This is a genomic window from Gordonia sp. (in: high G+C Gram-positive bacteria) (assembly GCF_052106715.1).
Taxonomy (GTDB): Bacteria; Actinomycetota; Actinomycetes; order Mycobacteriales; family Mycobacteriaceae; genus Gordonia.
The window spans coordinates 76,242-88,485 of sequence record NZ_JBQEDL010000010.1 but is presented as its reverse complement, the minus strand read 5'-3'; the positions used below and the strand labels follow the sequence as shown (position 1 = coordinate 88,485).

Genomic DNA, 12,244 nt, shown 5'->3' with positions numbered 1-12,244 from the left:
ACGATGGGATGGCGGTATGACAGCCTTCCGACAGTCCGACCGTCTCCGCAACGTCCGCTACGACGTCCGTGGCCCGATCCTCACCGAGGCCATGCGCCTGGAGGCCGAGGGCCACGACGTCCTTCGTCTCAACCTCGGCAACATGCACCCGTTCGGGCTCGAGGCACGCCTCGAGATCGTGGACGCCGTCGCCGCGAGCCTCGCTCCCGCGCAGGCATATTCGGACTCTCGCGGGATTCGGCCCGCGCGGGAGGCCGTCGCCGATCACTACCTGCGGTGCGGCGTCGACGGGGTGTCCGCCGACGACGTGTTCCTGGGCAACGGGGTCAGCGAGCTCATCACGCTCACCCTCCAGGCTCTCGTGAATCCCGGCGACGAGATCCTGGTGCCTGCACCCGACTATCCGACATGGACCGGCGCGGTGAACCTGACCGGCGGGGTGCCGGTGCACTACCTGGCCGACGAGTCGAACGGGTGGAATCCGTCCATCGAGGACATCGAGTCCAAGGTGACTTCGCGGACCACCGCGCTCGTCATGATCAACCCCAACAATCCGACGGGCGCCGTGTACAGCGAAGAGACCGTCCGCGGGATGGCAGACGTCGCACGCCGCCACGGGCTGATCTTGCTCAGTGACGAGATCTACGACGAACTGATCTTCGGCGACGCTCGCCATCACTTCGCCGCGCGCGCGGCGGGCGACGACGTCTTGTGCCTGACGTTCGGTGGCTTGTCGAAGGCCTACCGTGTGTGCGGCTACCGCGCAGGCTGGGTTGTGGCGACCGGGCCACTCCACCTCGCGACCGATCTCCTCGAAGGCATCACGCTGCTGTCCAACATGCGTGTCTGTCCCAATGTGCCCGGCCAATACGCCATTCCGGTCGCACTCGGCGCGGGCACACCCGGTTCGCCGCTGCCCGCCGACATCATCGATCCCGACGGCAGACTGGAGAATCAACTCGCGCGGACAGCGGAAGCGCTCAACGCGATCCCCGGCGTCAGCTGCGTCCCACCGCGCGGAGCGTTGTACTGCTTTCCGCGCATCGACCAAGACATGTTCGGCATCAACGACGACGAGGAATTCGTCCTCGACCTGCTCCGCACCAAGCACATCCTGGTCACGCACGGCACCGGATTCAACTGGCACGAACCGGACCATTTCCGGATCGTGTGCCTCCCCGACGAACAGGTACTCGGGCGCGCAGTCACCACCATCGGCGACTACTTGTCCGATCGGCGTCGCTGACACGGCCACCGATACGCAAAACACGCATCGGCCCCGCCTCCTAACAAGAGAGACGGGGCCGACGGTGTTATCGCAATTGTTCTCGGATCAGCGCAGAGAGAGGATCCGAGAAGAAGTCACCAGCTCGACTTCTGCACGCCCGGCAGCTCGCCTGCGTGAGCCATGTCGCGCAGGCAGATGCGGCACAGGCCGAACTTGCGGTAGACCGAGTGCGGACGTCCGCACTTGTTGCAGCGCGTGTAGGCACGCACGGCGAACTTCGGCTTCTTGTTGGCCTTGTTGACCAGAGCCTTCTTTGCCATGTCAGTTGTCCTTAGCGTTGTTGTCCTTGAACGGGAAGCCCAGCGCGCGGAGAAGCGCACGGCCTTCCTCGTCCGTGGTGGCCGAGGTGACGACTGTGATGTCCATGCCGCGCGGCCGGTCGATGTTGTCGATGTTGATCTCGTGGAACATCGACTGCTCGGTCAGACCGAACGTGTAGTTGCCATTGCCATCGAACTGACGGTCGCTCAGGCCACGGAAGTCGCGGATACGCGGGAGGGCGATCGACACGAGACGGTCGAGGAACTCCCACATACGGTCGCCGCGCAGCGTGGTGCGGGCGCCGATCGGCATGCCCTCACGGAGCTTGAACTGTGCGATGGACTTGCGAGCGCGACGGATCTCCGGCTGCTGGCCGGTGATCAGAGCCAGATCGGTCACGGCGCCGTTGATCAGCTTCGCGTCACGGGCAGCGTCACCGACACCCATGTTCACGACGACCTTCACGACGCCCGGGATCTGCATCACGTTGGCGTAGTTGAACTCGGTGTTGAGCGATTCCCTGATCTCGTCACGGTAACGCTGCTTCAGCCGCGGCTGAACTTTTTCGGTTGCGGTCATGATCAGATGTCCTTCCCGGTCTTGCGCGAGATGCGGACCTTCTTGCCGGTCTCGTCATCGATGCGGTAACCGACGCGGGTCGGGTTGCCCTCGGAGTCGACGATCATCACGTTCGAGACGTGGATCGGAGCTTCCTGGGTCACGATGCCGCCGGAGCTTGCACCGCGCTCGTTAGCCGAATCTGCGACGTGCTTCTTGATGCGGTTGACGCCTTCGACGAGGACCCGCTCACGCTTCGGGTAGGACTCGATGACCTTGCCCTTCGCGCCCTTGTCCTTGCCTGAGACGATGATGACTGTGTCACCCTTGTGGATCTTCATAAGGTCAGATCACCTCCGGTGCGAGCGACACGATCTTCATGAAGCGCTTGTCGCGAAGTTCACGGCCGACCGGGCCGAAGATGCGGGTACCGCGCGGGTCGCTCTCGTTCTTGAGAAGCACAGCGGCGTTCTCGTCGAACTTGATGTACGAGCCGTCGGCGCGGCGACGCTCCTTGGTGGTGCGAACGATGACGGCCTTGACGACCTCACCCTTCTTGATGTTTCCGCCGGGGATGGCGTCCTTGACGGTTGCGACGATGACGTCGCCCACGCCGGCGTAACGACGCGACGAACCACCGAGCACACGGATGCAAAGGACTTCCTTGGCACCAGTGTTGTCGGCGACGCGCACGCGGGATTCCTGCTGAATCACTGCTTGTCTCCTTGACCTGGATTTCTATGTCCGCCGGATTTCCGACCCGACGCACACGGTCTGTCGCCACCGGATCATGCGCCTGCCTGGGGTTTCACCGCATGAACGGCGTGGCTCCAGTGGGTTCGCAAGTCGGCTCGCGGTGCTCGCACCGCAGGCAACCGCTCTAGTGTAGGCGAATCCGCCGGTCAGGTACAAATTCGCGGGGCACGCCCGGCACGTGGTGCGTATATCTTTCAGGACATATCGCAGCCGGAACCGTCAGGTGTTAGGGTAGCCAAACGCAAAGTCAGAAGATCTGGCGTCGAAAGCTGAGGTTCGATGGATTCGGCCCCACCCACGATGGCACCGGGCCGTGAATCGGACGGGACTCCGGACGACGACGCTGGCGCGGCCCGAACCGTCACACGGAGACTCTCCACTCGAACGCTCATCCTGCTCGGGCTGGCGGTGCTCGTCGTCGCCGTATCAGTGCTCAGCCTTCTGTTCGGCAGCGGCGACATCACTGCAGCGCAGTCGTGGAGCGCCCTGTGGAACGGAAACGACGGTTCGACCATCGGCGAGATCATCTGGGCAAACCGTGTTCCGCGCACGATCCTCGGCATTGTCGTGGGTGCCGCACTCGGTGTCGCAGGCGCAGTCATCCAGGCCATGACACGTAACCCGCTCGCGGACCCCGGGATTCTGGGCGTCAATGCGGGTGCCTACTTCTTCATGGTGGTCGGCTTCTCCATCCTGGGTGCCACATCGACGTCGGAGAACATCCTGTTCGCCCTCATCGGCTCCTTCCTCGCAGCGATTCTCGTGTACTTCGTCGGGTCACGCGGGCGAGGCGGCGCGGCACCGGCCAAACTCGTCCTCACCGGCGTCGCGGTCGGCTGCGTCTTCACCGGCGTCGCCTTCGGAATGACGATGGTCGACCCGAAGGCGTTCGACTCCATCCGCGCCTGGCAGGTCGGGTCGCTCCAGAAGGACCACTCGTCGGAGATCCTCGGGACGGTCTGGCCGTATATCGCGGTCGGTATCATCATCGCGATCGCGCTCACCGGTTACCTCAACGCAATCGGTTTAGGCGACGACCGCGCGCGTTCCCTCGGCGTCCCGGTCACCACGGTCCGCGCGTTCGGATTCGTGTCCATGACGCTGCTGTGCGGCGCAGCCACCGCTGCCATCGGCCCGGTCACGTTCCTCGGGCTGATGGTGCCTCAACTGGTGCGCATGTTCGTCGGCCCCGACCAGAGGTGGATCATCCCCGCCAGCGCGCTGTGTGCGCCGATCATCTTTGTGGCCGCCGATGTCGTCGGACGAGTCGTCACCCCGACCGAACTCCCCGTCGGAATGGTCACCGCGTTCATCGGCGCGCCCGCGCTCATCATCCTGGTGCGTAGGAAGGGAGTCGCGCTGTGACCGCCACTGCACCCCAGATCTGGCCTCGGCGCATCAAGTTCGTCTCGATCGGCACGCACAAGATCAAGGTCGACCTGTGGGCGGTGGCCGTTACGGCCTTGCTCGCGATCGCCATCATCGCCGTCTCACTGTGGTCGCTCACCCTCGGTTCGGTCGAAGGCGCCGACTTGCCGCTCGACCGCGTCGCAGGCGCGATCCTCGGAAACGAGACGGCCTCCATCAATCGGATCGTCGTGGAAGGACGTCTCCCACGCGTCCTCGTCGCGATCGTGGCGGGCATGGCGCTGGCGTTGTCCGGCGCGGTGTTCCAGACCCTCACCCGCAACCCCCTGGGAAGCCCCGACATCATCGGCTTCACCAACGGCGCGAACACGGGTGCGCTGTTGGCGATGCTGACGTTCGGTCTCGGATATTCAGGTGCGACGATCGGGGCGGTGATCGGCGGACTCGGCACCGGACTGGTGATCTACCTGCTCACCAGAAACCAGGGGATGCAAGGCAATCGCCTCGTCGTCATCGGTATCGGCATCAGCGCGATGCTCGTCGCCTTCAACAGCTTCCTGCTGGTGAACTCCAGCGTCGAGAACGCCGCGGTCGCCGCCGCCTGGGGGCAGGGCATCTTCGACCAGCTCACCATGGCGGACATCATTCCGGTGGCCGTTGCACTGGTCGTCCTGGTCCCCGCCCTGACCCTGCTCGCACCGAGCATGCGGATGTTCGAACTCGGCACGGACTCCGCGGAGAGCAAAGGGGTCGACACCGAGAAGACCCAGCTCTTGCTACTCGGCATCGCGGTCTGCCTGGTCGCGGTGGTCACCGCCGTCGCCGGTCCGATCGCGTTCATCGCGTTGATCGCTCCGCAGGTGGCAGCACGCATCACGCGAGGCCCGGGCATCCCGCTCATCACTTCGGCTGCAGTCGGGGCCACGCTCCTCGTTCTGAGCGACGCGATCGCGCGCACCCTGCTCGCTCCGACTCAGCTGCCGGTCGGCGTCGTCACGACCGCGTTGGGCGGCGTGTACCTCGTCGGACTCCTCATCGCACAATCCCGAAAGGCAGCCTCGTGACCAGGACCGCAAGCGATCGGGAGACCACAGGTCGGCTCGGCACCGACACGATCACCGTCGGATACGACAACGCGACGATCATCGACGGTCTGAGCGTGAGCATCCCCGACGGATCGTTCACCGTCATCGTCGGACCGAACGCATGCGGAAAGTCGACGCTCCTGCGCGCACTGTCGCGCCTGCTCAAGCCATCGCACGGCAACGCACTGCTCGACGGTAAGAGCGTCCAACAGTGGAACGGCAAAGCGTTCGCCCGCGAAGTCGGCCTACTCCCCCAGCAGTCGATCGCTCCGGAGGGAATCACCATCGTCGACTTGGTGTCGCGTGGGCGCTTCCCGTATCAGTCGATGTTCGCGCAATGGACGGACAAGGACGAGGAAGCGGTCAGGCGTGCGCTCGAGGCAACACGACTGACCGAACTGTCCACGCGTCCGGTCGCCGCCCTCTCCGGCGGACAACGTCAGCGCGTGTGGATCGCGATGGCACTCGCCCAGGACACCCCGCTGCTGCTTCTCGACGAGCCGACCACCTTCCTGGACCTAGCGCATCAACTCGAGATCCTCGAACTGTGTTCGGACCTCAATAAGAGAGGCGTCACGCTGATTGCCGTCCTGCACGACCTGAATCAGGCGGCCCGGTACGCGACGCATCTCATCGCGATGCGCAGTGGTTCGGTCGTGGCCGAGGGCCCGCCCGCAGACGTCGTGACCGTGGAGAACGTGGAGAACGTGTTCGGCGTGTCGAGCCGGATCATCGCCGACCCCGAAACGGGAACACCGATGGTGGTGCCGCTGGCCGCCGGGGCGGTCAGATCAGCTTCGATCCCCGGCGACACCGCGAACTACCGTGCAGCAGAGTCACATTCAAAGTCTGAAGGCCCATAGGAAAGGCGACAATCATGGTGAGATCACGAACGAGGCTGTTGGCGGTGTGCGCAGCACTCGCAGCGGTGGTGATGGTGGCCGCAGGGTGCTCGTCATCATCGGAGAAGTCCGACGGTGAGGTCGTCGGCTCCGTCGACCGCGGGCCGACCACCGAGGTTCGCGAATCCGGCGACGGTCTTCGGGTCGTCGCTCTCGGTTGGTCCGATGGCGAGATCGCGCTGTCCCTCGGTGTCAAACCTGTCGCAATCTACGACTGGATGGGCTTCGGCGAGGAGAACAAGGGCGTCGGGTCGTGGGCTGCCGACAAGTTCGGCGACGACTCTCCGACCGTCATCAAGAACGCCGGAACCACTTACAATTACGAGCAGATCGAACTGCTCGAACCCGACCTCATTCTCAACGTCCGGGCCTCCGGCGACAGCAAGGTCTTCGACAGGCTGAGTCAGATCGCTCCGGTGGCGTCAGCACCGGAGGGCACTCCGGACTTCGCCGTCAACTGGCGTAAGCAGACCGAGGTGATCGGCAAAGCCCTCGGCAAGACCGAAGAGGCGAAGACCGCTGTCGCAGACACCGACAGCAAGATCACCGAGGCCAAGAACGCCAACCCGAGCTTCGCAGGAAAGACATTCGTCTACGGGGCCAAGTTCGGTGACGCCTATGGCGCGTACATCCCGGGAGACGCACGTTTCGACGTGTTCAGCGAGCTGGGATTCGCTCCGTACAAGCCGGTCGAGGATCTCAAGACCAGCGGCTTCTTCGTGAACGTTCCGGCCGAGAAGGTCACCGCGCTCGACAGTCAGGCCGCCGTGCTCACGACGATCTCGAAGCCGTTGTCCGACCTCACATCCGACCGACTGATCAACTCACTGCCGGTGGTGCGCGATAAGCGTGCGCTACTCCTCGATGAGAACGACCCGATCAACCAGGGCCTGGCAGCGGGAACACCGCAGTCGATCGCGATTGCCGTCGGCGACGTGACTCCGAAGCTCGCCGCGATCACCGACCGGTAGGCCTTACGAGAATTCCTGCAGGTCGACCGTGCCGTCGACGGCGACGGAGATCGTCGCCGCGACGGCACGGCCGGACGGCAGGAGCCGGATCGTGACGTCGGCGTCCGGTGGAGCCTGGCGGAGCGCGGCGACAGCCGCGGATCGGACGGTGTCGGCGCGGCGTGCGTGGTCGTGATCCGATGCCGCCGTGTAGTCGTCGAGGAACAGGACCCGAACACCGCGACGGCGGGCAGCCCAGGCGGCGTCCGCGAGCTCTGGCACATCGAGACCGGGCGCGCGGATCCGGTCGCGCAACTGTGCTTCTATCAGCCTGCAGTGCTCGAGGCTCTGGCCGTCGAGGGTCTCGCCCGCCGCAATCTGCTGCAGCAGTGGTCGCACGCGGCCGTCCAGACGAGCCAACTGCTGATCGCGGACCGCACGCGCGGTGATCGACGCGCTCTCCCTGCGCGACTGCCTGCGCAACGCGAAGATCTGTTCGGCACGCGGACCGACGACAGCCGCGAACGCCGTCATCACGAGAAGGACCCCCAGGTTTCCGGGCACCATGATCTCGACGTACTCGAAAGAGTCTGCGCGGACTGTGCCGGTCACGCCGATCGCGACGGTCAGTACGACGAACGAGATCCAAGCGGCCGCCACCCGGCCGCGCAGGCACAGCAGCGCGCCGACTATCGCACTCGCACCCGCGCAGGGCAGGAGCCCACTTCGCATCACGGGTTCCACGGCCGCGATCACGCCGACGGCGGCCGCGGCTTCGAGGATTACGACGCCCGCGGCGGAAGTCCAGCCGATCGGGCTGCCCGGTGCCCGCAGCGCAATGACCCACGCCGCCCCCAACGCGACGAACGCACCGATGTAGACGGCAGGCCGGTCCAGGTCGCCGCTGCTCACGCCGAGAGCGAGGAATCCGGTCCAGACGACGACGGCCGCGACCAGTACGCGAGGGCTCAGCAGCCCGACGATCGCGGATGTGTCCTCCCGCGGTTGGCCGCGCCACCACGTGCGGGCCGCCTCGGCATCGGCGGCGATCACGGCCGGGTCCATTCGACCTCCACGGTGGTTCCCTCGCCCGGTGCACTGCGGATCCGCGATCGCCCGCCGTCCACCGAGACCATCCGTTGTCGGACGCTCAACCGCAATCCGAGCCGATCGTTGGCGACGGCGTCGGGATCGAATCCGACGCCGTCGTCGGCGACCACCACCGACACGCGGTGGTCGCTCACCTCGATGGCGATGACGATGTCGGCGCCGGTCCCCGCATGCAGTCGCGCATTCCGCACTGCCTCCGCGACCGCCTCGGACACCGCGCGCACCATCGACGACGGAAACTCCCGTGCGCTGTCCGGATCCATCCGGACGGCGGCCTCGACGGCTGGGACGATCGCGGCGCGGACACGGCCCACCAGTTCTACGGCGGAGATCTGTTCGTCAGCTGCATCGCCTGCATCGGCCAGTGCGTCAAGGCGGGTGAGCGCCGAGGTCGCGAGGTCGACGATCCGCGGATCGTGCGGGTCGGCGGCCACGGCCACCAGGGTGGAGATGACGTGATCGTGAATCAGCCCGTCGAACCTGGCGAGCTCCGCGTTGCGGACGCTCGCAGCCACCAGATCGGCGGTCTCCGAGCGGGACTCGTCCAGCGAGGCGCCCGCCCGCACCACCATCGCCGTCACATACACGAACAGCGACGTGAAGAGGACCCCGAACACGGCCTCGCCAGCCATCGCTCCCACGTCGGCTCCGGGACAGTGGGCCACCGCCACATAGGCGGCCGACCCCTTGCACACGACGAGCACCGCGAGTGCCTCGCACATCGGTCGCACGGCCGCGACCGCCACCGCCGGTAGACCCGCGAAGTCGAGCATCCACACTGCGGGATCGGCAGCGTCGGCCACACCGGCCGTCGCCCATACTGCGGCGCCCGCGACGGCGCCCAGCGGGCAGGCGATGCCGGCCAGGAGCGCGCGACGTTGCGGATCGGACGCCCACCGGACACCGATCAACGCGAGGCCGGGTCCGAATGCAAGGACCGTTCCGACGACGGGATACCAACGTGCGACGACGCCATCGGCCTCGGTCACCATGACCGGCAGCGTCACGAAGGCGTAAACGAGGTAGGCAACCGCGTTGATCGTGGATATGACCACGAGGATCCGGTCGTGCTCGGCCGATGCGGGCACACGACGAGCGCTGGCCTCGAAGTCTTCCGGGGAAGACTTCGAGGCCAGTCGTCGGAGTGCAGAGACATTCGCCACGCAGTGCCTTTAGGCGATCGTCGTCGGCGGCGCCACCGGAAGGAGCGTCACCAGACGTCGAGCGTGGTGAAACCGTCCTGCAGTGCGCGGGCCAGCAGGTGCGCTTTGGTCGGAGCGGGACGCCCGATGGCCCCGTACTTGGCGCGGATCCGCGAGATGTGCGTGCTCACCGTCGACGCCGAGATGAACAGGCGGGCTGCCGCGTCTTCTTTCGAGTCGGCGACGAGCCACGCGAGCAGCACCTCTACTTCACGGCGCGACAGCGAGGGCCGCACCGTAGCGGTGTCGGCGACGGCGAAGTACGCGGGTGCGCCGAGCGGCGCCTTCGTGGCGGGACCCACAACGGCGAGGGACGCATCAATCGATGCGGCCATCGGCCTGATGTCTGCGACGGTCATGCGTCAGTCCTCCTATGAAAACCCGACCAAAAAGTGCGAAACGCCTGATTGGGGCAGACCGCGTCAGGCTCGTATACAACCGTACGAACACACGACACCGTCCGGTAGACCCAGATCTAGTGACACCAAATTGTCAGATCACCGGGAGTCGAGTCATTCCATGCGCGATCGGTGCGGCATCGGCAGCCACCCGTCCTCGACCGCACGCTTGAACAGGTCGAGTTTGGTATGCGTGGGCCGACCGGCGTCGGCATACTTCTGTCGGATCCGCTTGAGGTACTCGTTGACGGTGTCGGGTGCGACGCCGAGTTCGCGGCCGACGCTCGCCGACGTCCCGCCGGATGCATAGAGAGTCAGGACTCGCTGCAGTTGCGGGCTGAGGTCGACCGCGTCGAGGTTGGGGTCGCCGTCGACGGCAGCGGCCCACTCGGTGGTGATGACACCTTCGCCTGCCGCCGCCGAACGCACCGCGTGCAGAATCTCCTCCTCGGACGCCGACTTGAGAACCACGGCCAGTGTGCCTGCGCGCGCAGCCGAACGCAGCAGGTCCGGATGCTCGCCTGAGGTGTAGACGACGGTGCCGATGCCTCGTTCCGCGAGTCGCTCGACGTTCTCCCGCGGAGTGGTGCCGTCGTTCAGTCTGAGGTCGAGAATGACCACGTCGAGGTCGCCGGGGGTCGCAAGGAGTTCGGACACAGTCGCTGCGGCACAGACGAATTCGAGATCCGGCTGCGGCTCGAGGATTCGGTCGATCCCCCACACCGGCGACGGGTGGTCGTCTACCATCCCCACGCGCACTGCCACTTGCGACTCCGTCATGACGACGTCCTTCTCCACACAGTTCTCCCCTACTCCGACGATGTCGTCGAAGTCCTCCATTCAACGTAGTGGATGCATACGACAATTCGTGCACCAGTCGCGTCTTGGCCGGACTTTCTGCCCGGTGCGGAAGCGAGTCGCGTCATTGCGCCCCACGACGCATCCCGTTCGCCTAGCGTCGACGTCATGCCCGATTCGAGCCATCAGGTTCTCGGCACTCGCGTGTCGATGCCCGTCCAGATCCGCACTGCCCGATGCTTCGTCGCAGGCTTCTCCGCCGCCGAATCCGCGGTCCGTTCGGCGATCTCGGCGCGCGGCGACGTCGAACTCGCCCCGCTCCGAATCCGGCCGGGCCGCACCATGTGCATGCTGGTGTTCGTCGACTACGTCGACGGCGACCTCGGGCCGTACAACGAGTTCGGCGTCTGCTTTCTCGTGCAGGATCCGGAGCGCGCGACGCCGTCGCCGCTCGCCGCCCTCGGTTCGTTGATCAAGGGCGACGCGCACGCACTCATCCATCATTTGCCGGTCGACGGCGAGTTCACGCTGGCTGCGGGCCGCGGGATCTGGGGTTTCCCCAAGGTGCTCGCCGACTTCGACGTCGACCACGATTCGGCGACCAAGACCGGTCGGGTGAGCCAGGACGGCAAGCTCATCGCCGACCTCGAGGTACGGCGTGGGATCGGCGTACCCGACAACGCCTCCGATGCCGTACTGCAGTCGTATTCGCAGCTCGACGGCGTCACCCGTCGCACGCCGTGGCGGCTCACCTCCACGAGCGGCACGCGCGCCCGGATCGGCGGGGCCAGTCTCCGGTTAGGCGACCATCCGATCGCCGACGAATTGCGTCGTCTCAAACTGTCCCGGCACGCACTCATGACCAGTTCCGTCTCAGATCTGGCGATGACCTTCGAGGACGCGGTCGTCGTCGGCCAGTAACTAACGGCCTGGTACGCAATGCTTCGCAGGTGGGAGCGCTAACGCCCCGCATTCTCGGTTGTGTTAGGTTTCCCTCACACGAGGAAAGGAATCTCATGACTGTCTCCCCCGCTTGGCGTCGCCCACTCGTCGGTGTCGTCGCTCTGGCCGCAGGCGCGGCCATCGCCCTGACCGGCTGCTCGTCCGACGACGACACCTCCGCCGACTCGACCGCTTCGGCGTCGACCTCCGCCGAAGCGACCTCGGCGTCTGCCGACCAGTCGACCGGCGAGTCCGCAGGCGAGTCGGCCGAGCTGAGCAACGCTCAGGCACAGGACATCCTGCGCAAGGCTGTCGATCCGGCGACCCCCGAAGCCGATCTGGACGGCATCGTCGAGATCACCAACCCCGGCGTGAAGGCCGCGCTCGTCGGCTACGCGAAGGGCTCGTCGAAGGCCGGCTACACACCGGACATCTACACCGTGAAGTCGGTGAAGGTCGACGGCGAGAAGGCCACCGCCACCGTCGCAGTCAAATCGCCGCACGCACCTGCACCCGTCGACATGGACTTCGCCTACGTCAACGTCGACGGCACCTGGAAGTTGTCCGCGAAGGCTGTGGAGGATCTCGCGTCACAGATGACCAGTCACGGTCACTGATCTGACAGC

15 protein-coding genes are annotated in these 12,244 nt (G+C 65.6%); 7 read left to right on the top strand and 8 right to left on the bottom strand.

Annotated elements, in window-relative coordinates:
* Positions 1-16 precede the first annotated feature (16 nt).
* Positions 17-1,246 (top strand): pyridoxal phosphate-dependent aminotransferase, encoded by a 1,230-nt coding sequence (locus ACTIMF_RS07250; RefSeq protein ID WP_442349606.1) that lies wholly within the window; start codon positions 17-19, stop codon positions 1,244-1,246.
* A 116-nt stretch (positions 1,247-1,362) separates the two neighbouring features.
* On the opposite strand, the gene ACTIMF_RS07245 is transcribed toward ACTIMF_RS07250, so the two are convergent.
* Genes ACTIMF_RS07245 through rplN form a run of 4 tightly spaced genes read right to left on the bottom strand, consistent with a single transcriptional unit; the run spans position 1,363 to position 2,821 of the window.
* A complete protein-coding gene (locus ACTIMF_RS07245; RefSeq protein ID WP_132992042.1) occupies positions 1,363-1,548 on the bottom strand; it encodes a type Z 30S ribosomal protein S14 in 186 nt (61 codons plus the stop codon).
* 1 nt (position 1,549) lies between these two features.
* Positions 1,550-2,128 (bottom strand): 50S ribosomal protein L5, encoded by a 579-nt coding sequence (gene rplE, locus ACTIMF_RS07240; RefSeq protein WP_442349605.1) that lies wholly within the window; start codon positions 2,126-2,128, stop codon positions 1,550-1,552.
* Between the two features lie 2 nt (positions 2,129-2,130).
* Positions 2,131-2,448, bottom strand: coding sequence for a 50S ribosomal protein L24 (rplX, locus tag ACTIMF_RS07235; RefSeq protein ID WP_442349604.1), 318 nt, complete (start codon positions 2,446-2,448; stop codon positions 2,131-2,133).
* 4 nt (positions 2,449-2,452) lie between these two features.
* Entirely contained in the window at positions 2,453-2,821 is a 369-nt protein-coding gene (rplN, locus tag ACTIMF_RS07230) for a 50S ribosomal protein L14 (RefSeq protein WP_442349603.1), read from the bottom strand.
* A gap of 342 nt (positions 2,822-3,163) precedes the next feature.
* On the opposite strand from rplN, the gene ACTIMF_RS07225 reads away from it, so the two are divergent.
* From ACTIMF_RS07225 to ACTIMF_RS07210, 4 genes are read left to right on the top strand one after another with little or no spacing between them, the layout of a single operon-like run.
* Complete coding sequence (locus ACTIMF_RS07225; protein ID WP_442349646.1) at positions 3,164-4,228, top strand: FecCD family ABC transporter permease; 1,065 nt, start codon at positions 3,164-3,166, stop codon at positions 4,226-4,228.
* The gene (locus tag ACTIMF_RS07220) at positions 4,225-5,295 is read left to right on the top strand and encodes a FecCD family ABC transporter permease (RefSeq protein WP_442349602.1); all 1,071 of its coding nucleotides are present in this window, start codon (positions 4,225-4,227) and stop codon (positions 5,293-5,295) included. The genes ACTIMF_RS07225 and ACTIMF_RS07220 overlap by 4 nt, the downstream gene beginning before the upstream one ends.
* The gene (locus tag ACTIMF_RS07215) at positions 5,292-6,179 is read left to right on the top strand and encodes an ABC transporter ATP-binding protein (RefSeq protein ID WP_442349601.1); all 888 of its coding nucleotides are present in this window, start codon (positions 5,292-5,294) and stop codon (positions 6,177-6,179) included. Before ACTIMF_RS07220 ends, ACTIMF_RS07215 begins: the two co-directional genes overlap by 4 nt.
* Before the next feature lie 14 nt (positions 6,180-6,193).
* Positions 6,194-7,189 carry an ABC transporter substrate-binding protein gene (locus ACTIMF_RS07210; protein WP_442349600.1) on the top strand — a complete coding sequence of 332 codons (996 nt, stop codon included), beginning with the start codon at positions 6,194-6,196 and terminating at the stop codon, positions 7,187-7,189.
* A 3-nt stretch (positions 7,190-7,192) separates the two neighbouring features.
* On the opposite strand, the gene ACTIMF_RS07205 is transcribed toward ACTIMF_RS07210, so the two are convergent.
* The 4 genes from ACTIMF_RS07205 to ACTIMF_RS07190 form a co-directional block, all read right to left on the bottom strand.
* A complete protein-coding gene (locus tag ACTIMF_RS07205) occupies positions 7,193-8,233 on the bottom strand; it encodes a hypothetical protein (protein WP_442349599.1) in 1,041 nt (346 codons plus the stop codon).
* Positions 8,218-9,441, bottom strand: coding sequence for a sensor histidine kinase (locus ACTIMF_RS07200; protein WP_442349598.1), 1,224 nt, complete (start codon positions 9,439-9,441; stop codon positions 8,218-8,220). The genes ACTIMF_RS07205 and ACTIMF_RS07200 overlap by 16 nt, the downstream gene beginning before the upstream one ends.
* 47 nt (positions 9,442-9,488) lie before the next feature.
* Positions 9,489-9,839 carry a LuxR C-terminal-related transcriptional regulator gene (locus tag ACTIMF_RS07195; RefSeq protein ID WP_442349597.1) on the bottom strand — a complete coding sequence of 117 codons (351 nt, stop codon included), beginning with the start codon at positions 9,837-9,839 and terminating at the stop codon, positions 9,489-9,491.
* 153 nt (positions 9,840-9,992) lie between these two features.
* Positions 9,993-10,658, bottom strand: a complete 666-nt coding sequence (locus ACTIMF_RS07190; protein ID WP_442349645.1) for a LuxR C-terminal-related transcriptional regulator — start codon at positions 10,656-10,658, stop codon at positions 9,993-9,995.
* Between the two features lie 186 nt (positions 10,659-10,844).
* Here ACTIMF_RS07190 and ACTIMF_RS07185 point away from each other — a divergent pair, with 186 nt between their 5' ends.
* Positions 10,845-11,597 (top strand): acetoacetate decarboxylase family protein, encoded by a 753-nt coding sequence (locus tag ACTIMF_RS07185; RefSeq protein ID WP_442349596.1) that lies wholly within the window; start codon positions 10,845-10,847, stop codon positions 11,595-11,597.
* Positions 11,598-11,692: 95 nt separating this feature from the next.
* Complete coding sequence (locus ACTIMF_RS07180) at positions 11,693-12,235, top strand: DUF4878 domain-containing protein (protein WP_442349595.1); 543 nt, start codon at positions 11,693-11,695, stop codon at positions 12,233-12,235.
* Positions 12,236-12,244 lie beyond the last annotated feature (9 nt).

Excerpts from the sequence above, each read along its gene's own strand:
- ACTIMF_RS07250 (WP_442349606.1), top strand. The coding sequence starts at position 17 with ATGACAGCCTTCCGACAGTCCGACCGTCTCCGCAACGTCCGCTACGAC.
- ACTIMF_RS07245 (WP_132992042.1), bottom strand. The coding sequence starts at position 1,548 with ATGGCAAAGAAGGCTCTGGTCAACAAGGCCAACAAGAAGCCGAAGTTC.
- rplE (WP_442349605.1), bottom strand. The coding sequence starts at position 2,128 with ATGACCGCAACCGAAAAAGTTCAGCCGCGGCTGAAGCAGCGTTACCGT.
- rplX (WP_442349604.1), bottom strand. The coding sequence starts at position 2,448 with ATGAAGATCCACAAGGGTGACACAGTCATCATCGTCTCAGGCAAGGAC.
- ACTIMF_RS07225 (WP_442349646.1), top strand. The coding sequence starts at position 3,164 with ATGGCACCGGGCCGTGAATCGGACGGGACTCCGGACGACGACGCTGGC.
- ACTIMF_RS07210 (WP_442349600.1), top strand. The coding sequence starts at position 6,194 with ATGGTGAGATCACGAACGAGGCTGTTGGCGGTGTGCGCAGCACTCGCA.
- ACTIMF_RS07205 (WP_442349599.1), bottom strand. The coding sequence starts at position 8,233 with ATGGACCCGGCCGTGATCGCCGCCGATGCCGAGGCGGCCCGCACGTGG.
- ACTIMF_RS07195 (WP_442349597.1), bottom strand. The coding sequence starts at position 9,839 with ATGACCGTCGCAGACATCAGGCCGATGGCCGCATCGATTGATGCGTCC.
- ACTIMF_RS07190 (WP_442349645.1), bottom strand. The coding sequence starts at position 10,658 with ATGACGGAGTCGCAAGTGGCAGTGCGCGTGGGGATGGTAGACGACCAC.
- ACTIMF_RS07185 (WP_442349596.1), top strand. The coding sequence starts at position 10,845 with ATGCCCGATTCGAGCCATCAGGTTCTCGGCACTCGCGTGTCGATGCCC.
- ACTIMF_RS07180 (WP_442349595.1), top strand. The coding sequence starts at position 11,693 with ATGACTGTCTCCCCCGCTTGGCGTCGCCCACTCGTCGGTGTCGTCGCT.